Annotated in this window: 17 protein-coding genes; 8 read left to right on the top strand and 9 right to left on the bottom strand. The window is 57.7% G+C overall.

What is annotated here, in order from left to right:
- Positions 1-117: 117 nt before the first annotated feature.
- Genes K1Y02_17410 through K1Y02_17400 form a run of 3 tightly spaced genes read right to left on the bottom strand, consistent with a single transcriptional unit; the run spans position 118 to position 1490 of the window.
- Positions 118-402: a permease prefix domain 1-containing protein gene (locus tag K1Y02_17410; GenBank protein ID MBX7258143.1), complete on the bottom strand. Its 285-nt coding sequence runs from the start codon at positions 400-402 to the stop codon at positions 118-120.
- Between the two features lies 1 nt (position 403).
- Positions 404-1177 carry a permease prefix domain 1-containing protein gene (locus K1Y02_17405; protein MBX7258142.1) on the bottom strand — a complete coding sequence of 258 codons (774 nt, stop codon included), beginning with the start codon at positions 1175-1177 and terminating at the stop codon, positions 404-406.
- A gap of 1 nt (position 1178) precedes the next feature.
- The gene (locus tag K1Y02_17400) at positions 1179-1490 is read right to left on the bottom strand and encodes a helix-turn-helix transcriptional regulator (protein ID MBX7258141.1); all 312 of its coding nucleotides are present in this window, start codon (positions 1488-1490) and stop codon (positions 1179-1181) included.
- Between the two features lie 479 nt (positions 1491-1969).
- On the opposite strand from K1Y02_17400, the gene K1Y02_17395 reads away from it, so the two are divergent.
- Positions 1970-2680 carry a Pr6Pr family membrane protein gene (locus K1Y02_17395; protein ID MBX7258140.1) on the top strand — a complete coding sequence of 237 codons (711 nt, stop codon included), beginning with the start codon at positions 1970-1972 and terminating at the stop codon, positions 2678-2680.
- Between the two features lie 165 nt (positions 2681-2845).
- Positions 2846-4102, top strand: coding sequence for a hypothetical protein (locus K1Y02_17390; GenBank protein ID MBX7258139.1), 1257 nt, complete (start codon positions 2846-2848; stop codon positions 4100-4102).
- A 24-nt stretch (positions 4103-4126) separates the two neighbouring features.
- On the opposite strand, the gene K1Y02_17385 is transcribed toward K1Y02_17390, so the two are convergent.
- Together K1Y02_17385 and K1Y02_17380 are read right to left on the bottom strand one after the other, a co-directional pair.
- The gene (locus K1Y02_17385; GenBank protein ID MBX7258138.1) at positions 4127-4471 is read right to left on the bottom strand and encodes a DUF2304 domain-containing protein; all 345 of its coding nucleotides are present in this window, start codon (positions 4469-4471) and stop codon (positions 4127-4129) included.
- 2 nt (positions 4472-4473) lie between these two features.
- Positions 4474-5178: a glycosyltransferase family 2 protein gene (locus K1Y02_17380; protein MBX7258137.1), complete on the bottom strand. Its 705-nt coding sequence runs from the start codon at positions 5176-5178 to the stop codon at positions 4474-4476.
- A 154-nt stretch (positions 5179-5332) separates the two neighbouring features.
- On the opposite strand from K1Y02_17380, the gene K1Y02_17375 reads away from it, so the two are divergent.
- Complete coding sequence (locus tag K1Y02_17375) at positions 5333-6502, top strand: hypothetical protein (GenBank protein ID MBX7258136.1); 1170 nt, start codon at positions 5333-5335, stop codon at positions 6500-6502.
- A gap of 6 nt (positions 6503-6508) precedes the next feature.
- Here the strand turns inward: K1Y02_17375 and K1Y02_17370 are convergent, their stop codons facing one another.
- Positions 6509-7246 (bottom strand): carbohydrate-binding family 9-like protein, encoded by a 738-nt coding sequence (locus K1Y02_17370; protein ID MBX7258135.1) that lies wholly within the window; start codon positions 7244-7246, stop codon positions 6509-6511.
- Between the two features lie 25 nt (positions 7247-7271).
- A complete protein-coding gene (locus tag K1Y02_17365; protein MBX7258134.1) occupies positions 7272-8372 on the bottom strand; it encodes a hypothetical protein in 1101 nt (366 codons plus the stop codon).
- A 411-nt stretch (positions 8373-8783) separates the two neighbouring features.
- Between K1Y02_17365 and K1Y02_17360 the strand changes: the two genes are divergently transcribed.
- The 5 genes from K1Y02_17360 (at position 8784) to K1Y02_17340 (ending at position 12651) form a co-directional block, all read left to right on the top strand.
- On the top strand, positions 8784-9338 hold the full coding sequence (locus tag K1Y02_17360; GenBank protein MBX7258133.1) for a GNAT family N-acetyltransferase: 555 nt from the start codon (positions 8784-8786) through the stop codon (positions 9336-9338).
- 6 nt (positions 9339-9344) lie between these two features.
- Positions 9345-10154 (top strand): pyrroline-5-carboxylate reductase, encoded by an 810-nt coding sequence (gene proC / locus K1Y02_17355; GenBank protein ID MBX7258132.1) that lies wholly within the window; start codon positions 9345-9347, stop codon positions 10152-10154.
- 41 nt (positions 10155-10195) lie between these two features.
- Complete coding sequence (locus K1Y02_17350) at positions 10196-11026, top strand: DivIVA domain-containing protein (protein ID MBX7258131.1); 831 nt, start codon at positions 10196-10198, stop codon at positions 11024-11026.
- A 225-nt stretch (positions 11027-11251) separates the two neighbouring features.
- Complete coding sequence (locus tag K1Y02_17345; protein MBX7258130.1) at positions 11252-12046, top strand: outer membrane lipoprotein carrier protein LolA; 795 nt, start codon at positions 11252-11254, stop codon at positions 12044-12046.
- Positions 12043-12651, top strand: a complete 609-nt coding sequence (locus K1Y02_17340) for a Maf family protein (protein ID MBX7258129.1) — start codon at positions 12043-12045, stop codon at positions 12649-12651. The genes K1Y02_17345 and K1Y02_17340 overlap by 4 nt, the downstream gene beginning before the upstream one ends.
- On the opposite strand, the gene K1Y02_17335 is transcribed toward K1Y02_17340, so the two are convergent.
- Together K1Y02_17335 and K1Y02_17330 are read right to left on the bottom strand one after the other, a co-directional pair.
- A complete protein-coding gene (locus tag K1Y02_17335) occupies positions 12632-14497 on the bottom strand; it encodes an ASKHA domain-containing protein (GenBank protein ID MBX7258128.1) in 1866 nt (621 codons plus the stop codon). The two genes, K1Y02_17340 and K1Y02_17335, sit on opposite strands and share 20 nt — an antisense overlap.
- Positions 14498-14859: 362 nt before the next feature.
- Positions 14860-18438, bottom strand: a complete 3579-nt coding sequence (locus K1Y02_17330; protein ID MBX7258127.1) for a response regulator — start codon at positions 18436-18438, stop codon at positions 14860-14862.
- Positions 18439-18914 lie beyond the last annotated feature (476 nt).

Here is an 18914-nt window from a genome sequence, read left to right as displayed (position 1 = left end):
TAGACTCAGCTTGGCTCGTACGAGCTTGTTGGATTGGGTCATGGTTATCTCTCCTTTGGTTGGCGCCAAAGGGATACCTGACCCAATTCTCGTGTCAGGTGTCAAATCAAGTCGTGACTAGGACACCTCAAATCTGGACAGGTTCGTGCGCTTAAAACCACGCCGCGCATTCTTCGCATCGCCCAATTGCTGTATAGCAGCATTCAATGCCTCTTCGGGCGATTGCCCTTGTGTCTCGTATTCAGTCATCGCCTCGCAGACGTGCCGACGTATGTCGGCTGCAATGCGATCGCGCGCCTCGTCGCAGAGGCCGCGCGTTGCAGCTTCTACCCACTGGTTGACCTGAAGATAGTCAGCTGGCAATGGCGGGGGGACAGGCGAGTTTTCTGGACAGTCTGGCATATCAGAGTTCCTGCCTGGGGCCGCCGACTACGTACCCCATCTTCCACCACAACCGCGCGCAAAACATTGCGAATGCCATTTGAGGGATGGCAAGAACGCCATAAATGCAGCAGATGTAGAAGCCCACGACGGGATCGAACATGTAACCAGGTTCAAATAGCATAATCACCAACCCGAAGCTGGCAACTGACCGAAAGGCAAGCGACCATCTCCATTTGCCACGAAGCGAATGCATAAGAGTTGCAGCTTGCGCGTAGACTACAAAACCACCAAGTACGATTCTCGTGACATGCCACATGTCCAACCAAGATCCAGAGCGGTGGATCTCGTAAACAACTAGGCCGAATCCAAAAAGTAGAAACGCAGCGCCAGCAAATTCAAGGGATCGGAAACACAGCGTGGACACGAACTCCAAATCTGGGGAAACTCTTGGTGAGGACACAATGCGGGCCTCACGCTTCGTCAGGTTCGTGCGTTTGAAACCCCTGCGCGCGGACTTCGCATCGCCCAATTGCCGTATGGCGGCGGTCAATGCCTCTTCGGGCGATTGCCCCGGCGCCTCGAATTCGGCCACCGCCTCGCAGACGTGCCTGCGCACTTCGGCTGCGATGCGTTCCCGGGCCTCGACGCACAGGCCGCGCGTTGCAGTCTCAATCCACTCGTTGACCAGAACATAGTGAGCGGGCAACGGTGGGGGGAGTGCAGGCTCTTGCGGAGACGTTAATGGTTCTCCCGATGGTCGTGACTGGTCACTTCCACTTGATCGTGAAAACATGTCACCCTTCCCCCAACACCAAGTCGACGGCTTTCACGTAACGGCGCCATTCTTCGCGTTCGTCGAGGAGGATGCCCCGGCCCGCGTCGGTTAGCCGATAATCGCGGCGGGGCCGGCCTTTGACCATGATTTCCTCGGATGTGATGAGGCCGCGATTCTCAAGATCGTGCAAGGCGGGATATAGCGTGCCTTCACGAAACTCGAGCACGCCTTTGGAGCGCTTTTTGATTTCCTGGGCGATACGATAGCCGTGGAGAGGCCCCCCCAAAAGCACCTGAAGTATGAGCGTCGGCAAAGCGCCCTTGACGTTCATCCTCTCCCCCTCCCTTCAGATACCCCGGATTCCGATGCATCCAGCATATCCTATTTGGCGTAATCGCGCAAGGGGGTCCGCATTCATGTGGTCCGCATTCGCTGCAACCGCGCCAAGACCGTTGCCCTAGTCTGGGATTCACCCTCGCCGTCATTCCCGCGAAAGCGGGAATCCATCTTTTGTATTTATATCCCTAAACTATGGAAATATAGATTCCCGCTTTCGCGGGAATGACGGCAGGGTAGAGTGTGAAGAGTCCCAGGGATACAGGCGCACGGAGCGTGCCTACACTTCAAAATGGACGATGTGATCCGAAAGCGACATACGTCCTCAATCTGAATGGCAATGAGGATTGTGGTTCCCGCTTATGCGCTAAGATTATCGTGGAATTGCAGCGGCGGGCTTGGTCGGATACCATCGTGCGTGGTTTGGGATGTCTAGGCAAGGCACACGTGCTGATTTCGAGGGGACTGCAAACTGTGCGCGTAGCGATTGGGTCGTTCAGGTTCCTGGTTGCCGTCATCGCCATTGCTGGCGTGTTACTGCAGGTGCTGAAAAGCTCGACCCCGCTGAGGCCGTTTGTGACCTTCACGATCCAGAGCAATCTGCTCGTGGCGGCATGCTTTGCTGTCGCCGCATGGCGCACGTTTCGCGACCGGCCCTCTGTCGCCCCTCTACTCAAAGGCGCGGTGACGGTCTATATCCTAATTACGGCCTTGGTCTACAAGTTTATTCTGGCGGGAAAACCCAACGACTTTCCCCCACCGCCTCAAGCGCCGGTTTACGAGGTGCAAGCCAATTACGACTCATCGCAGGCTCTACGAAGCGACGAATGGCCGGTAAATCCGCAACGCAAGCCGTACAGTCTACCCAGCAAGCTGCTCCACATTGTCGTGCCCATCATGGCGGTGGCCGATTGGCTTCTCTTCGATGCGCGTCGCCGGTACCGGTGGCGATACGCGGTCATATGGATCGCATACCCCGTCGTATATCTCATCTTCGTCCTGTCGCGCGGAGTGCTATTCCCAGGCACCAAGTATCCGTATCCGTTCCTCGATGTGGCCCGTATCGGTTACCATGGGGTCGCGTCCAATGGCGCCATCTACGGATTGGCCTTTGTCCTCTTGGGCTTGGCCATCGTGGCCATTGACCGCACGTTGCCGGGCAAGGATGCGACCGTCACGGAGTAGGCGCCCCATTCCATGCGACGAAGCGGCGGCGGCCCCGAGCGAACAAAAAGCTTCGATATAGGGCCGAAGTAGCGTAGAATAGTGGCGGAGCATCTGTGTGGCCCCAGCGACCTTGCGCGACCCGGCCGCACGCAGAGGGTGAATTGGGATTTCGGCGGAAGAGCTATGACGGGACAAGGCGAAGTACAACCTTTCAGCGCCAGGGACAATGAAACCAAGTCGTTCATTCCCCACGACCTGAAAGAAATTGTCCTCCGAATCTTTGCGCAGAGCGCGGCCGGAGGCCCGCATATCGCATTGCGAGAACTCTACGAGCGCGCAGAAATACAGGATCCCTATTACGTCGCCTCATCCGTATACGATTTCCTCTGGAAAAAGGTCGCGTCCGAATCTCGCAGGCAACTCTACCCCATCGTGGGCGATTTCTTCCTGAGCGCATTGGAACAAAAGCTGGGACAAATCGGACCCAACAATGTCAGCAGCCGCTTCGCCGAGATTATGGAATGCTACAAGGGTGCAAGCGACGTGAAGCGGATGATCGAAGGTCCTCTGTACTGCGTCGACCTGTTCCTGCTCAAGACAACCCAACTCGCCCTGAGCGCCCGAAATGACGATGCGAATCAGGACGATGGCAGCGAGCAAAATGGCGGGGAGTTTCACAGCGCATTTCTCGCCGACGAGAAGTTGTCCACCCAGGAACAGATTGAGCACAGCCTAGATTTGGCCAAGGACGTGCTGATGGAAACGCAAAGCGCGCTCGGGCATCTTGCCAAAGCGCATGCGGAGCTCGATCCGCGTTACATCGCATTTGCGCGCGCCACGCTCGACCGCCTGACCTTGTCCTGGCAACAGTGGAGCCAAATGCACAAATCGAAAGACATCTCGGCGTTCACGCCGGAAGAGTACTTCAAGCAAGGGCTCGGCGCGGCGGAAAAGGTGAAGTCGCTCGTGTTGGCGGCAATGTTGCTGGAGCAGGTCGGCGAAGAATACCAGGACCGCATGTGCCGCGAATTCCTTCACCACCGGTTCAGCAACCGGCCGATCGATCACCCGCTTCGAGGTTGCACCTTCGACTCCGGCGAAATCTACCGCGACCAGGGTATCATTGAGCGAGAGAACGGCGCGCATGTCATGAGCGAACGGCGTTTCAGCCGTGCAATCTCCCTGTTCGCTCAACTGAACGACCGCAGTTCCGTCGCACACACGCTCATCGAACGCGCGCGGCTGTTCATGCTCAGAACGGATGAAGCGTGGCGAGCGCGGGCAGACCTTCACCGGGCCGCACAGAACATCGCCGCCGTCCTCAAACGCGTCCCCACCTCCTCTCCCCTGCCAACCCTCACCCCCGATCAAGTGCTGCACTTCTACGAACAAAAGGGAATGGTGCAGGAAGCGGAGATTTACAGGGCAAACGAAATCTGACCCTTCAGCGCGAGGTTACCCGCCTCATTCCTCGTCTTTTCGTTTGGCCTCGAGTAGCGCAAGTTGTTGGGCGAGGTTTTTGACTTGAGTCTCCAGTTTGGAGATTTTGACGCTGTATTGCAGGCTGAGCGCGAGCACGAAGAAGATTCCGAAGAAGAACAGTGTTGAAGACGTCCAGCCTGCGCCGATAAGGCCCGTAAGCCAAACCAAGAGGCCGTAGTTGAGTCCGATTACGACGATGGCGATTCCCGCGGCAATCCAGAGCGCGGAGTACTCGACCTTGAGCTTGCGGCGCCTCACCAATTCGATGATCACAACCAGCAGCCCGAATCCGAAACACGCGGCGAGTATCTTCTGGCGAATGTCCACGATCAGTGCTCCCGGCGCAGCAGATTTAGGGGAATGTCGAGCGCCATTTTGAAAAGATAATACACGGGCTTAAACCCCGAATGGATCGACTTGCCGGTACGGCTCTCGCGCATCACCACCGGAATCTCGATGATGCGAAACCCATGGTGATGCAGCAAGACGAGAACGTCCGTGTCGGGATAGTCCCCGGGATACAGGTCTTTGGCGAAGAACTCCAGTACCCGTCGATTCATTGCTTGAAAGCCACTTGTGGGATCCGTGATGGTCTGGCCCAGCACGTAAGACGCGACTCGACGAAAGAAGACCATTCCCAAGCGCCGCGCCATGGGAATGGAATAGGTGCGCCCCTCCAGAAAACGCGAACCGACGCACAGGTCACAATGACCGGAACGTACTCGCTCGAGCAGTCGCGCGAGTCCCGCTGGATCGTGCTGTCCGTCGCTGTCCATCTGGACCACGTAGTGCGCGCCGTTTGCGAGCGCAAACTTATACCCGGTTTGAAGGGCAACGCCATAACCCATATTGAAGGGATGCGGTACGACGATGGCTCCCGCCTCCAATGCGTTGAGCGCTGTGGTGTCAGCCGACCCGTCGTCAATGACGACGATATCCGTATCCGGCATGGCTTCGCGCGCGCCGGCAATAACATCGGCAATATGCTCTCCCTCGTTGTACGCAGGGAGAAGAATATACGTATCCCCTCGCATAACGAGAGTGTATGCGCGCGCGGCGATGGCGTCAATACGGAGAAGATACCGGCCGGGACCTCCGCATGCGGCAGACACGTCAGCCTCCCCCTCCCGTGCGCTTGCGGCAGCCGAGGACAAAGAGTACCGTGATGAGAAATCGGAGGGCGATACCATGATGTGTTTGCGGGGGCCTTTGGCGGCGGTTATCTTGCTGACTGGATTGAGTTACGCCCAGGACGCGGCGACGGCCGGGCTCACGAAGAAGCTCATCGAGTACGGTTGGGACGTGCCCACAACGGATTTCGTGCGCGCGCACGTTCGCGAAATGGAGCAGCGCCCCTTCGACGGGTTGATCTTCAAGCTCAAAACGGGCGGTAACGTATTGGAGCCCACGGCAGTCGACGAAGCCGCTCTAGCGGAGGATTTCGACAATCTCGCCAACATCGCCTGGGAGAAGTTTACGGATAACTTCATCATCCTGTGGGCCGCTTCCAGTCAAGACTGGTTTGACGATGCACACTGGAAAGCAATTGAACACAACGTGGCGCTCGCGGGCAAGGCAGCGCGCATCGGCAAATGCGTAGGCGTATGCTTCGACGCAGAACCGTATGGGACAAATCCGTGGGCGTACAAGGCCGCCGCTCACAAAGATACGAAGAGCTTTGCGGAATACCAGGCACAAGCGCGGTTAAGGGGTGCGCAGTTCATTAAAGCGCTCGAAAGTGAGTTCCCCAACCCGCAAATCCTCACCTTCTATCAGTTGGGTTTGTTCGCCCACTTGTGCAAGCCCATGCCGGCGGAGGACCGCGAAAAATCCCTCTCGGAGCACGACTACTCGCTGCTGCCCGCGTTCACAAACGGCATGCTGGAGGCCGCGGGACCTGGCGTGCGCTTCACCGACGGCAATGAAAACGCCTATTACTACTCGGATGAATCGGCGTATTTTCGGTCTTACCACGACATCACCCAGGGCGCGCTCTACCTGGTGGATCCCGCGCTGCGTGCAAAGTACCGCGCACAGGTTCAGGTTGGTCAAGCGTTGTATGTCGATCAGTACTTCGGACTTCGAACGCAGCCCGTCCTTGGCAATTACATGACGCCGAAGGAACAACCGCTGTGGTTTGAGCACAACGTCTTTTGGGCGCTCTCGAGTTCGGACCATTACGTCTGGTGCTACAGCGAACGCATGAATTGGTGGACCAACACCGACATACCGGAAGGAAGCGAAGCGGCAATTCGCTCCGCCCGCGACAAGGTGGAGAAGGGCCAACCGCTTGGCTTCGACCTGCGACCGATTGTGAACGCCGCCGACAAACGCTCGCGCGGCGTGACCGAACCGTGATCCCGACTATTTGAAGGTCAGCGTGAACCAGCCTTCGCGTTTGTGAATGTTCATATCGGGAACGTTCGCGGTAGACGAGCGTTCCTCAACCTTGAGTGTCTTGGAGAAGTCCATTCGCGCCGCGGCAAACTGCCACGTTTGTCCGGCAAGCGGCTTCGTACCGTTTGCGTCCGCAAACGCTTCGATAGGTATGGCCATCTCGACCGTGAACCCTTCGTCGGTATCGCGCCAGTCGTTCAACGTGCCACGCACGGTCGCGGCGGTGCGCATGCCGCAGTTCCACGTTGGCGCCCAGCGCCGGAAACCGCCGCTACCCGAATTCACGATCCGCGCATCGAAAACATCGTTGCGCGGCGAGACCTCAAACTCGTAGTAAATGGGACTGTTCGCGTCGGGCACGAAAAACAACTCTACGCAGTCGGACTCCCACAACATCGCGTCGCGGCCTTCATGAAGCGCGAACACGTCCGGGTCAGTACACACAAACAAGGCGTACACATTGGTGTCGTCATGGCACATCCGAAGTTCGGTCGATTCCGTGGGTTTCCCTAGCGATGGATTCCACAAACGAAAGTCGGTGATCGCCTTCACGTCCTTCCACGCAGGCTCGTTGCCTTGGCCATCAACGGCAATGCCGCCGGTGGCTTTCGGGCATTCCAGCGCCAAGAGCGGATGCTCATCGCTCGAAGGCGCGGCAATCAACAGCGACGACAATGCGAGTGCGGCATAGGCCCAATGATACATGCGAGACTCTCCCCTCCCCCCAGCATTAGCGTTTACGAATGACAATACGATCCTGCACGAGCTGATAGCCATAGTTCGGCTCTAACCACTGCCGAATCATAAGGTCTAGCGCAGTCTTCACGCGAACGCCGCGGAACACGGCAGGGTTCACGGGCAATCCTTCAAGTCCCTTCTCCGCAACGACCGTAATGGAGAGTTGTTTGGACAGCGACGGCAAGATGTCGCCGAGCGTCTTCGGGCCCAGCGCCATTTCCACGGTCTGCCCTTCCTCGGGCTGATGAGGAAGAAAGACATTGATGCGCTTCTCCAGAAACGCCTTCTGGGCTTCCGATAGCGCATCTTCATTCAGCAACTGCGATGGCGCGCTCGTATTTTCCTGCGTAAATACGAACACGTATTCGCCTGTGCTCTCAACGGAGTACTTGACGACGCGCGCGGACTTCAAAATGGCTTCAAGAGCGTCCGGCAACGGGACATTTCCCAGCACCAATTCCCCGCAGCGCGCGTCGGCGATCGCATCGTCGGCCACGATGGAAACGTTGAGCGCAAGGCTGATCCACGAAAACACCGTGTACAAACGCAGCCCGGAACCAAATGCCATCCCCTGGATGCCGATATCGAACGTGGGACCCAGTTTCCCGCTCACGGACACGGCTTCCAGCGATTCGTATCCGGGCGGATACAGGAAGACGTAGTTTGGACAGCGCTGCACTTTCAGAATCGTCTCCTCGGCAAACGAGGCCGCCACCTTGTCCAAGCTCTCGTTCCGAAACGACCGAGCCGCGATGGCCTTGTTTTCAACTCCGTTCATCAGCACGAGACTCGGCTTGGCCGTTTCGCCAATCTGCCGTACCGCCACCCCCAAGGTCGTAGCGGGCAACTTGATGGTCACCCGCGGCTGCTTGAACGGATCGCGCGGCGCGGGCGTGTTTGTGGCAGACGGCGCTCCGGGCTCCGGAAGCACGGAGGAGTTGGGTTCAAAGACCACTTTGGGGTTCCCCGGAGAAGTCTTCTCGTCGCGCGCCTCGTTCTTCGCTTCGCTCTTCGTCGCACATCCCGACGTACACGCGATTGCGGAAATCGCGATTGCGGCAAACGCAACGGCACATTGACGCTTTACGTTCATTCGAGATCCCCTTGTCCCGCCATCGGCGAATTTCCCCTCACACCGCTTAACGAACCCTAAGAAAAGGTCACTTCCAGGTATAATACCCGGAGAACACACCCGGTTGCTTCCTCGCGTATCCCATGCTGCGCGCGGGACTTGCGCCGACTCCCGCTCAATGCAAGCAGGTCGATTTTGCCGGGTACTCATGGTATACTTCCGCGAATTCTGCGCGCTTGGTCACGGTGACGGCGCAGCTATAGCGGCGAACCGGCGTGTTGCGCGGGCGCTCCGCACGGTCTAATCCGCAATTTGCACCGGCGCGATTGAGCGCCGACACAAATTGCTCACGTGCAAGACGTTGAGGTTATGCCATGAGGATTTCTCGCGAACACACTGGTTGCGAGAAAGATTCAAGTGTGTTCGTGAGAAATCCGGACTAAGGTGATTTCAGGAGTGGTTAAAACGACCCCGCACTGCACAATTCAACGGCCTACCTCGTCGGACGTGCCGGCGCTTAAGGCGCTCATTGACCATGCCGTGGCGCAGGGCAATGTCTTGCCGCGCTCGCTGGAAACGTTGTATGCGAACATTCACCAATATTTCACGTATGTCGATGAGCAAGGCATTGGCGGATGCTGCGCACTCTGCCCCGACGGAGCCAATATGGCTGAAATCCGGTCGCTCGTCGTTCGTGACGACCTCAGGGGACACGGCGTGGGAGTCCAATTGCTCGACGCATGCATCGAAGAAGCGCGGCGTCAAGGCTACCATCGCATATACGCGCTCAGCCGTTTGCCTGAGTTCTTCGAGAGGCACGGATTTCACCTGATAGAACGAACCGCACTTCCCCAGAAAATAGAGCGCGACTGTCTGCAGTGCTCGTCCTTCGCGCACTGTGAGTCGTCGGCTGTGATTCGGGATATCGAACCCTTGCCGATAGACCCTGATACCGAGCAACCGGCCGTGAACGGAAAGGACGAGTAGTACAGCATGGTCTTGCAGGAAACGCTGGGATTTCTTGGGTTTGGCAACATGGGCAAGGCCATTGCCGCGGGTTTGCTTGAGACGGGCGTTATCGCGCCGAAGCATCTGGCGGCCTACGATCTCTACGAAGAAAAGAGAAACGAAGCCGAGGCATTGGGCGCAACGACGTTCGAGGCTGCTCATGCGTTTGCCGCGGCTTGCGACATGATCGTTCTGGCCACGAAACCGCAAGACATGGATGCCGCCATCGAAGGCATCAAGTCATCGTTGCCCAAACACGCCCTGGTCATTTCCATAGCCGCGGGAATCTCGATATCCTTCATCCAGCAACGGCTGGGGGCAGACCGGCGCGTCGTGCGCGTCATGCCGAATACGCCTGCATTGGTCAATGCAGGCGCGACCGGGATGGCAATCAGCGCGACCTGCACCGAGAGCGATATCGCGAAGGCGCGCGCCATCTTCGAAGCCATCGGCATCGTTGAGGTTGTGCCCGAAGAGCAAATTGACGTCGTGACCGCGCTCAGCGGCAGCGGTCCGGCCTATTTCTTCTACATGGTCGAATGCCTGGTGCGCGCGGCGATGGCCAACGGCCTCCCCGAAGCCCAGGCAACGCGCCTGGCCGCGCAAACGTTGGCCGGTTCCGGATTGTTGCTGAAGCATTCCGGAGAAGCCGCGGCAACGCTGCGGGCGCGTGTGACCTCCAAGGGCGGAACCACCGAAGCGGCGTTAAAGCGTTTCGAAGCGGATGGGTTCGAGTCGATTATCGCAGCGGGCGTCAACGCCGCGGCTGCGCGTGCGCGCGAACTTGGGATGTGAACACAGTCAGACCATGAGCCGTCCAGAGTGGAGAGAGACTGATGAAAAAAGACAAAGTCATTAAAGAAGTCCTGGGCGAGGAGAGCGGGCTGTCCCCGAACGACCTCTACAACAAACAATTCACCAGAGTCACGCTGGGCGGGTACGACCGCAAGGAAGTCGATGACTATCTGGAGCGTGCGGCAGACCGCATTGACGATTTGATGGGGCAGATTCGCGCGCTTCGCGAAAAGCTCGAAGAGCAGCGCAAGCAACTCGAAGAGTACAAAGACCTGGAAGCGACCATGCGCAACGCGATTGTCTCGTCGCAACGTTACGGCGACGACATCATCGAAGCCGCGAAACGCGAAGCGCATGCTGTCATGGAAGAAGCGCGTGTGCGTAAAGAGCAGGCGCAACTGGATGCCATGAAGCTGCCCGCGTCGCTTCAGCGCGATATCCACCTCCTCGAACAGCAGCGCACGCGAATCCGCGTCGAGTTGCAGTCCATTCTCGAGACGCACAAACGTCTTCTTGACAGCCTTGTGCCGGCGGATTCGAATGTGCAAGTTCCGTACTATGAGCCCGTTGGAACTGCGCCAAGTCCGGTTCAGACTCATGCCCCGGCCCCTGCACCGGCCCCTGCACCGCAGCCCGCGCCGATCGCACCGGCCGCGGATGGTCCGCTGCCGGAGCTAAAGGCAGCACAATGGTTTGCCGGTGTGGCACAGCAACCGCAAGCCCCGGTAGCCCCCGTTCACGCTGCACAGCCTCAGCCGGCCGTTGCGCCGCAGCCGGTGGCCCATGCGCAGCCTGTTCCCCAGCCGCAACCGGCGCCGGAACCCGAAGTCGAAGAAGAAGCGCCCATAATGCACTGGAAGATGGACACCTAGCGCATTTTCGCTTTCTACAGCTACGAGTAGAACCCTTCCAACGTATAGTGAAAATGCGCTCACGAGAAGCGGTAGGCATGAAGTGCTGAATCGCTCTAGGCGAAGTCTTCGAGGACATGGCATTTACCGCGGGATCTTGCTCGTAACCCGCCAAGGGACGATCTGCGGCAGGCAACTCTGACGTTCCGGCGGGGATCGTATCGTCGTCGAAAGGAGTACTCAATCATGTTTGTGTATGCGCTACTGCTCTCTCTTGCGGCCGCTGCACAGGAAACCGCGCCCGCTCCGGCCGAAGAGGCGAAACCTGCGGTTGCGCCGGTGGCGGCGTTTCTTGCCGAGTTTGCCGAGAAACGCGAACACATCCAAGGTCTGACCGCGCGTTTCCTGCAGGAGAACGTAACCGAGGACGAGACGACTCCATCAACAGGCGAGATTGTCTACGCCAAACCCCGGAGAATCCTCTTTCGCTATGCGGACCCTTCCGTGACCTATCTGATCGAAGGTCTGAGGGTTTACGAATACGACGAGCAACTGGAACAGGTCCAGATTTTCGATCTCGGCGACGACCCGCAGGCAGAAGCCCTCTTTCTCGGTTTCGATAGCGATACGACGCGTCTCAAAGAAGCCTATGAGATTGCCTTGGGAGAACCGGAAAAACCGGATTGCGGAAAGAAGGGACTCGAGCTTACGCCCAGGCTGAAACCGGACGCCGGGCAATCCGATACAGTCACCCCATTATTCAACAAAGTCCGGCTGACGTTGCGCGAGGGTGATTATCTTCCATGTTTCATCCACGTGTTTAACGATGATGATTCCGAAGTCCGCATTTCCGTTTCCGATATCTCGGTGAATTCGACGGCCACCCCAATGCCAGTCGAGCTGCTCCTCCCGGAAGGCACGCGCATTATCGAAAACGAAGAGAGCGTCAAGACCGTCGGACCCGGTGGGATGCGTATCCCCGAGGGCCTTCAGTCGAACCCCGCGCCAGAACCGGCCGCGGGTGCCGAACCCAAGCCGTGAACCGAATCGTACTCGCTTCCGGATCGCCACGCCGGCGCGCATTGCTCGCCGCTCTGGGTCTTGAGTTCGACATCATGGCAAGCGGTGCCCCCGAAATAGACGAGGGGCCTTCGCCTGCCGGTATCGTCATCGCAAACGCCCGACGCAAACGGGACGACATTGCGCAACGCCTCAACACTCCCGCGCTTATCATTGCCGCGGACACGTTGGTGTTTCTAGACGAGCACGTGCTGAGCAAGCCCGTGGATCTGGATGAGGCGCGCGCCATGCTTCGCCGCCTGTCGGGCAGAACGCATCAAGTAGTCACGGGAGTTGCCTTGCTCGATACCAAGACCGGCGCACAAGCCGAAGGCAGCGAAACCACCGACGTCACGTTTCGTGAGCTTTCCGGCGATGAAATCGCGCACTTTGTGCACGCGGTGAACCCGGTGGACCGGGCCGGAGCCTACACGGTGGATGGACCCGGCAGTCTCCTGGTTGCGCGCTACGACGGCTGCTACCAAAACGTGCTGGGCCTGCCAATGGTGCGGCTTGACCATCTGCTGCGAGAGATTGGATACAACCTCTTCGAGTTGATGGACGGACCTAAATCGGTGTTTCTGTAGGCTCCGTATCGGGAAAGAACATCGCTTCGACGTATTCGGCGTGGAATGACGGATCGAGCGACAGTTCCACATGGTTCGTGTGGCGCGCGAGCCGTTCCGCTTCATGACGTGCCGAGCGAGACATCGCGGCAAGTCGCGCACCCGCCAATGATGTGTTTCGGACAAATGTCAGTTTGGATGGCGGCACCGTGTTTGGCAGAAGCCCCATGCGTTGGGCATTCGCACACCGCAAATAATTCCCGAATGCGCCCGCGACCAACACCTGATCGACATCGTCTGGCTCAAGATTCGCCTTCTTCAGCAGTATCGAGAATGCCGTGCGAATCGCCGCGGTCGCCAATTGCACCTCGCGAACATCGCGCTGCGTAAACGTGATTGCATGACCTGAAGCCGTCTCGTCGGCGCGCGCGACAACGAACACCGCGCCCTCGCTGTCCATGGTCACGCGCGCTCGCAACGCGGGCGGAATGTCATCGGGAAGATGGTCAGGTCCGAGAAGTTGTCCTTGCGAGATCAGTATTCCGGCGCGCAGCAGTTCGGCCACCAGATCGATCATTGCCGATCCGCACATTCCCACGGGCCTCGTATCGCCAATGACGCGGCAGTAGACATCATCGGCGAATATGATCTCCTCAATGGCGCCGGTCGTGGCGCGCATCCCATGAGCTATCTTGGCGCCTTCGAAAGCGGGCCCGGCAGCACACGACGCTCCCAGCATGTGCCCTTTATGACACAGCACCAACTCGCCGTTCGTCCCAATGTCGACTAGCATGGACGTTATGCCGGTCTGAAAAATACCCGTGGCCAGAAGCCCCGCGACGGTATCGCCCCCTACGAATCCCCCGATTACCGGAAACACATACGCATCCGCGGCGGGATGAATGACGATACCCAATTCGGAAGCCCGAACAAGCAGCCCCGCGCTCACCGTGGGCGTGAAGGGAAGCTCGCCCAACGCGGTCGGATCGAGACCGGCAAGCAGGTGCTGCATCGTGGTGTTGCCTGCAAATGTCGCGTGATAGACCGAGTGGACGTCAATGCCGCCAATCGACACCAACTCGGCTATCATTTCATTGAGTGCTGCAACAACGTGGGCATGTAATTCACTCAATCCATAAACATGTTGACGCACATGCAGAATTCGCGACACCACATCGTCACCGTGCTGAATCTGGGGGTTCATGCGCGAGGTCTGCGCAATCATGGCTCCTGAGTTGAGATCGAGCAACGTTCCCACAAGCGTCGTCGTGCCAATATCGAAAGCGACGGCAAAGCTCGCCGTCGTCGTATCGCCCGGCTCGAAATCCAGCAGACGTCCATCGGCAAGCACCAACGTGCCTTTGAAGCCGCCTTCGCGTAGACGCTTGGGCAACCGGCGCAACGTAGAGAGATCGACTGCCAAGGGACCATGCGCCCGGTTGATGCGCGGAAAATCCGGACTGTCATCTTCCAGGGATGGCGGGGGCAACTCCACACAGATCTTGAGAATCGGCGGGTCTTCCGATTCGATCGCGTGAAATGACGACTCTCCGAGAATCTTGTACGCTGAACCCAAAAGGGACGTTTGCGGAATCTCGATGGCGGCCCGCTGGTAGATGCGCGTCTGACACGCAAGCCGGACTCCAGACTCAACGTCTGCGGGGGGCAGCACGATAGAATCGGTTTCGGTGGGTTCCATCGCACCTTCGGTAAACCGTACGCGGCACTTTCCGCAGGTCCCCTGTCCGCCACATGGGTAATCCAATTGAATACCGGCTCTCGCCGCTGCCTCACGAACAGTGGCGCCCGGCGAAACCTGAAGTCTCTTTCCCTGTGGGCTGAACGTAACTTCGATACTCTGGGTCATTCATTTCCCCTTGTGCGCGCTCCGGATCTGCCACCCCCAGTCAGATCGCTCTCCATCGGTCCGTGTTATGCTCCCGCTAGGCAAGACACCAGCGAGGGCCGCTGGCTAGCCCGGATTTCTCACGAACACACTTGAACCTCTCTCGTAAGCATTGTACATGCGAGACGTGCGGCGAAAATCTATGCGGCTCTCCGAAGACAGAGCGTGTTCGCGAGAAATCCTCATGTCATAACCTCAACGTCTTGCACCTGAGCAATTTGCGTCGGCGTCAATCGCGCCGATTCAAATTGCGGACTAGGATACGTGTCCTCCTCCAAGTTCCTCAAGCAGGGCGTCTTCTCACGGAGACCCGCACGAAAGAACTACACGGCGGAGCCGTTCATAATCCGCTCAAGAGTCTCTCTAAGGACTCGAAGGGTATACGGTTTCTGAATGAATCCCTTGAGTCCTTCCGTGGGAAACCGCTTGGCGATCTCGTCTTCGCTGTACCCGCTGCTCAGTACGACCTTCATATCGGGCCAGCTCTTCCGCACTTCCGCAAAGACGGCCATCCCATCCATCTTAGGCATCGTCAAGTCCAGCAAGACTACTGAAATCTCGTTTGCGCGCTCATGACACATCTGGAGGGCCTGCTCACCGTCCTCCGCCTGCAACACGTTCAGTCCAATTCGCGTCAACATGCTGGTGCATAGATTTCTCACTGCCACTTCGTCGTCAACAACCAAGACTGTTCCGTGCATCGTGGCCCGCGGCTTGTCTGCTGTCGCGATGTCCGCCGACGGACGCTCGCCTGTCTCTTCGTGACGAAGCTCCTCTTCCGCCATCGCAGGAAACAAGACACGAATCGCCGTGCCTCTACCAGGTTCGCTGTCCACAAATATCGCTCCCCCGTGGCCACGCACTATTCCCAACACAGCCGCCATGCCAAGCCCACGGCCCGTGAATTTCGTGGTGAAGAAGGGGTCAAAGAGCCGCTGCCGCGTCTCAAGGTCCATGCCGCAACCAGAATCCCTTACGTCGAGATAGATGAAGTGGCCCGCCGGCGGCGGTTCGGCAAGGCATGATCTGGACAATTCAGATTCGGTGTATTCCGCAACCCCCGTCGCAATGTGGATATGGCCCACTGCGCCGCCAATGGCCTCCGACGCGTTGGTGATTAAGTTCATGACAATCTGCTGCAACTGTGCGGAATCCGCCAAGATCGACGGGAGTTGCGTCGCTAAGCCCAGTTCAAGGACCACCGATTTCGATATGGACACACGTAACAACTGCGCAATCTCGGCAACAAGGGCGTTGAGATCGACAGGGTGTACCAAATATCGCCCCTTACCGGTGTAGGCAAGCATCTGTCTCGAAAGATCCGCGGCACGGCGCGCCGCTTGGACCGCTTCTGAGATGCACTCCGCTTCCGGCGAGCCCGGCGCCAAGTCATGCACAGCGATATCGAGATTACCGAGGATTACCATCAAAAGATTGTTGAAATCGTGCGCTATCCCTCCCGCAAGCACTCCTAGACTCTCAAGCTTCTGTGTATGCAACACCCGCCGCTCCATCTCGATGCGCTCTTCAAGCGCATTCTTCAGCAGCGTGACGTCTTCGTGAACCACGAGAATCCTGGGAGGGCGGCTTTGTGGTATGGGCAACACTTTCGCAATGAACCAACGCGTGGCACCCTTCACTTTGCATTGGTATTCGAGTATCGATTCATCGCGATCGCCGCGTGTCAGACTTGAAAGCGCGTCTTCAAACGCCCGCGCGTATTCTTCGTCTATGCGATAGATATCGCGAACGACATGCAGAAACTGCACTCCCTCGGAGACCGACTTCGGGGGTTCTCCCATCAACCTCGCCAGCTCATGCCACGCATGGTTGACCGCAAGGATTGTCCCGGATTGATCCAACACACAGATATGCGCGGGCACGGCATCCAGCACGGCACGTATGAAACGCTCGGACTCGCGCCGTTGGTCATCCGCTTTCTTGCGCTCCGTAATATCCCAAATGACGCCGGTCATCCGAGTCGGTTGACCATCTTCGTCTTTGGATACCGTGGCCATGGATCGAACATACCGCTCCTCTCCATCGGGACGGATGATACGATATTCCGCGTCCAACGCCCCTTCGACATGAACCGCACAATGGGCCTGTTCCATCAGCCGCCCAACATCCTCCGGATGCACGCGCTGGACCCACTGCGCCACAATTTCGCGTTCAGGTGGCTGATCAATTCCGTGCATTTCGGCCAGGCGCCGGTCCCACACCAGCCGATCTTCGGCAAGATCCCAGTCCCAAATCCCCACATCGGCGGCCGCCGTCGCCAGCCGCAATCGGTCGGCCAACGTTCGTAGCTGGCGCTCGGCCTCATGGCGCTCCAGCGTCAAACCGATACTGTGTGCCGTACTCTCAAGTACCCTGACTTCGCTGTCCGAGAATCGACCGTCTCGCTCGAGACGCAATAGGCCAAGTACTCCGCCCAACCGGCCGTCCATCGAGAACGGAATTGCCACCATCGACTTAACGCCGAGATCGCCCATAGGTCCAGTCGCCGGTGAGGACAGTGCACTGGCGCGAACACTCTCGCCGGACTGTAGCGTCTGGCGCCAAGGCCCCGTTGCGCTCAGAGCGTCGCGCCACCACGTGTGAATCCGTTGAGAGGTAATCTCGGATACACGACACCATGAAACAAATCGGCTAGATGTCTCGGATACGTCTTCCAAGGTGCACACGCTGACAATATCGGATTGGGTCGTTTCCCCCAGAATGCTCAACGCTTCTCTCAGTTGGAATTCGCTTTGGCCTGCCGAATGAATGAGAAGGCGTAAGATCCTCGCATGTCCGTTCAACATGTGCTCATTCATCTGTAATTCTTCGGTCCGTCGCGCTACCAGCGACTCTGCTCTCCGGCGGCCTGCCAGTTGAGTTTGAACCAGCAACCCCGCGAGGCAGGAACAGAGCAACCCCAACGGAACTATCGTGTAGGGCCAGTCAACCGGATGGCGAAGTACAAAGCCGGAACCCGCTTGGACATTGATCCGGTAGCGATGCCCCGCATACGCAAAATCCCTGTTGAACCACAGATCGCCCACGGAATCGAGCCTTGTTCCCAAACGAGGCAAGTGCTCGTAAACAGTTCGCCCGGCCGGTTCACTCTCTAAATCGACCAGCGAAGTCGGCATACCTAAGGCGGGAATCTCTTCAATCACATGTTCAATAGTCTTTCCGAGGTCATACTCGCCAATGACAAACCCCTGGAGAGATTCGTCGCGTGGCACTTCCCCCCGTGTTCCATCGTAATAGACGGGAACGATTATGAGGGCCAGCGATGACGGGTTCGGCTCGTCGCTGCCGGACGATGACACGAGGCGCCCCCCTGGAAACAGTACTCTAAGAAGTATTGAAGGCTTTGCAGTTCGCCTCGCATTCGACATGGCATCTAGCAACTCGGCGTCCGTTCCGAGATCGATGCCTTCTTTATCCTTGTACACGCGAGACGGTTCCGAGTACAGCAGCGGGAAATATTCGTCCCTTGCACCGACGGGAACTGGTTCGAGTTTCGCGTTCAATTCTCGCACCGAGTAATCACTTAAACCGCTAGAGTGCGCAAACTCTTCGAATGCCTTGAGCGATTCTCGACGTACGCAAGGAACCCAAAACACTCTCTGGTCGGTTTCACCCTTCAGAATAGGTTCAGCGAACAAGATAAACTCTCTGGGCTCAACGACTTCGCTGCCTTCAAAAAGTCTCCGGAGCGCATCCAATTCCACAAAGTCGTGCTGGAGTTTGTCGACGATGCGCTCCGCCCGTTGCGAAGCCTCCATGGAGAAGTTGCTCTTCTGATTGTGCAGAGCAGAACTGCGCATCTCCCAGAAGATACCGGCTGTTACGGCACAACCAAGAAGTAAGATGCCCGGCGCCGCTATGGAAGATACTCGAAGACGCACCTTGTACGTTTCCTCGATTTGCGTCCGGAAGCTGGGGTTCTCGACTCCCCTCAAAGACTCGACCTATGAACACAAATACCTGCAAACAACTGCGCAAAACTCGCATACAAAATGGTCACGCAGCACGCTGAAACCGCTCGAATGCTACGAGACGCTTCCGATGCCACCTTACTTCACGTGAAGTGCCGAGTTGTCACAGATTTTCGGCTGTGCCTTCCGCAGCCTTATTGTATCAGGCACAGTTTCGAATTGACTAGAGCGCGTAGAGGTGTATACAGCTAACCAAGTCCGCTGCCTGAAGCAATGGCCATACGTAAACACTCTCGCCCTCGACAACGCTGCTCCTATTATTCCGGGCTTCCGCATCGAGCAGCCGCCGGCCCGGGAGACGCAAGATGAGCCAAGGCATATTGGGTCAGCTCGTTCAACGAATCGAAGACGGCCTCGGGGCCAAGAGCCACCAGTTCCTCGCGCGT

It is taken from the genome of Candidatus Hydrogenedentota bacterium, assembly GCA_019695095.1.
Lineage (GTDB): Bacteria > Hydrogenedentota > Hydrogenedentia > Hydrogenedentales > SLHB01 > JAIBAQ01.
Note: the sequence above shows the minus strand (reverse complement) of the source record. Positions and strands in the feature narration are given on the sequence as shown.

What these genes read in the sequence shown, in the direction of transcription:
- K1Y02_17335 (MBX7258128.1), bottom strand. Translation starts at nt 14,497, where the DNA reads ATGACCCAGAGTATCGAAGTTACGTTCAGCCCACAGGGAAAGAGACTT.
- K1Y02_17370 (MBX7258135.1), bottom strand. Translation starts at nt 7,246, where the DNA reads ATGTATCATTGGGCCTATGCCGCACTCGCATTGTCGTCGCTGTTGATT.
- K1Y02_17400 (MBX7258141.1), bottom strand. Translation starts at nt 1,490, where the DNA reads ATGAACGTCAAGGGCGCTTTGCCGACGCTCATACTTCAGGTGCTTTTG.
- K1Y02_17375 (MBX7258136.1), top strand. Translation starts at nt 5,333, where the DNA reads ATGATGTGTTTGCGGGGGCCTTTGGCGGCGGTTATCTTGCTGACTGGA.
- proC (MBX7258132.1), top strand. Translation starts at nt 9,345, where the DNA reads ATGGTCTTGCAGGAAACGCTGGGATTTCTTGGGTTTGGCAACATGGGC.
- K1Y02_17410 (MBX7258143.1), bottom strand. Translation starts at nt 402, where the DNA reads ATGCCAGACTGTCCAGAAAACTCGCCTGTCCCCCCGCCATTGCCAGCT.
- K1Y02_17345 (MBX7258130.1), top strand. Translation starts at nt 11,252, where the DNA reads ATGTTTGTGTATGCGCTACTGCTCTCTCTTGCGGCCGCTGCACAGGAA.
- K1Y02_17405 (MBX7258142.1), bottom strand. Translation starts at nt 1,177, where the DNA reads ATGTTTTCACGATCAAGTGGAAGTGACCAGTCACGACCATCGGGAGAA.
- K1Y02_17380 (MBX7258137.1), bottom strand. Translation starts at nt 5,178, where the DNA reads ATGCGAGGGGATACGTATATTCTTCTCCCTGCGTACAACGAGGGAGAG.
- K1Y02_17365 (MBX7258134.1), bottom strand. Translation starts at nt 8,372, where the DNA reads ATGAACGTAAAGCGTCAATGTGCCGTTGCGTTTGCCGCAATCGCGATT.
- K1Y02_17350 (MBX7258131.1), top strand. Translation starts at nt 10,196, where the DNA reads ATGAAAAAAGACAAAGTCATTAAAGAAGTCCTGGGCGAGGAGAGCGGG.
- K1Y02_17390 (MBX7258139.1), top strand. Translation starts at nt 2,846, where the DNA reads ATGACGGGACAAGGCGAAGTACAACCTTTCAGCGCCAGGGACAATGAA.